The sequence below is a fragment of the Bartonella bilalgolemi genome (assembly GCF_023500045.1).
GTDB classification, from domain to species: domain Bacteria; phylum Pseudomonadota; class Alphaproteobacteria; order Rhizobiales; family Rhizobiaceae; genus Bartonella; species Bartonella bilalgolemii.
Window position 1 is genome coordinate 2,914 of sequence record NZ_JAMCOF010000021.1, and the last position, 213, is coordinate 3,126.

1 protein-coding gene is annotated in these 213 nt (G+C 39.0%); it reads left to right on the top strand.

The window, feature by feature from the left end:
- Positions 1–213, top strand: a 213-nt coding sequence (locus M4Z11_RS07185; RefSeq protein ID WP_249677990.1) for a hypothetical protein, incomplete at both ends; no start/stop codon positions are given.

Here is a 213-nt window from a genome sequence, read left to right on the forward strand (position 1 = left end):
GTTCTACTCAGGCAATTACAGGAAAACAGCTTTTTGAAGTTAAAAGTGATGTATCGACCATTGCTGGAAATACTTCTAAGTATTTGGGAGGTAAAGCGGATATTCTTAAGGGGACAGCTCCAACTTATACGATTCAGAAGACAGATTACAGCAATGTCGGAGCAGCCTTTGCCGGTGTTGATGGTTCACTTACAGAAATTTATAAAGAACTTT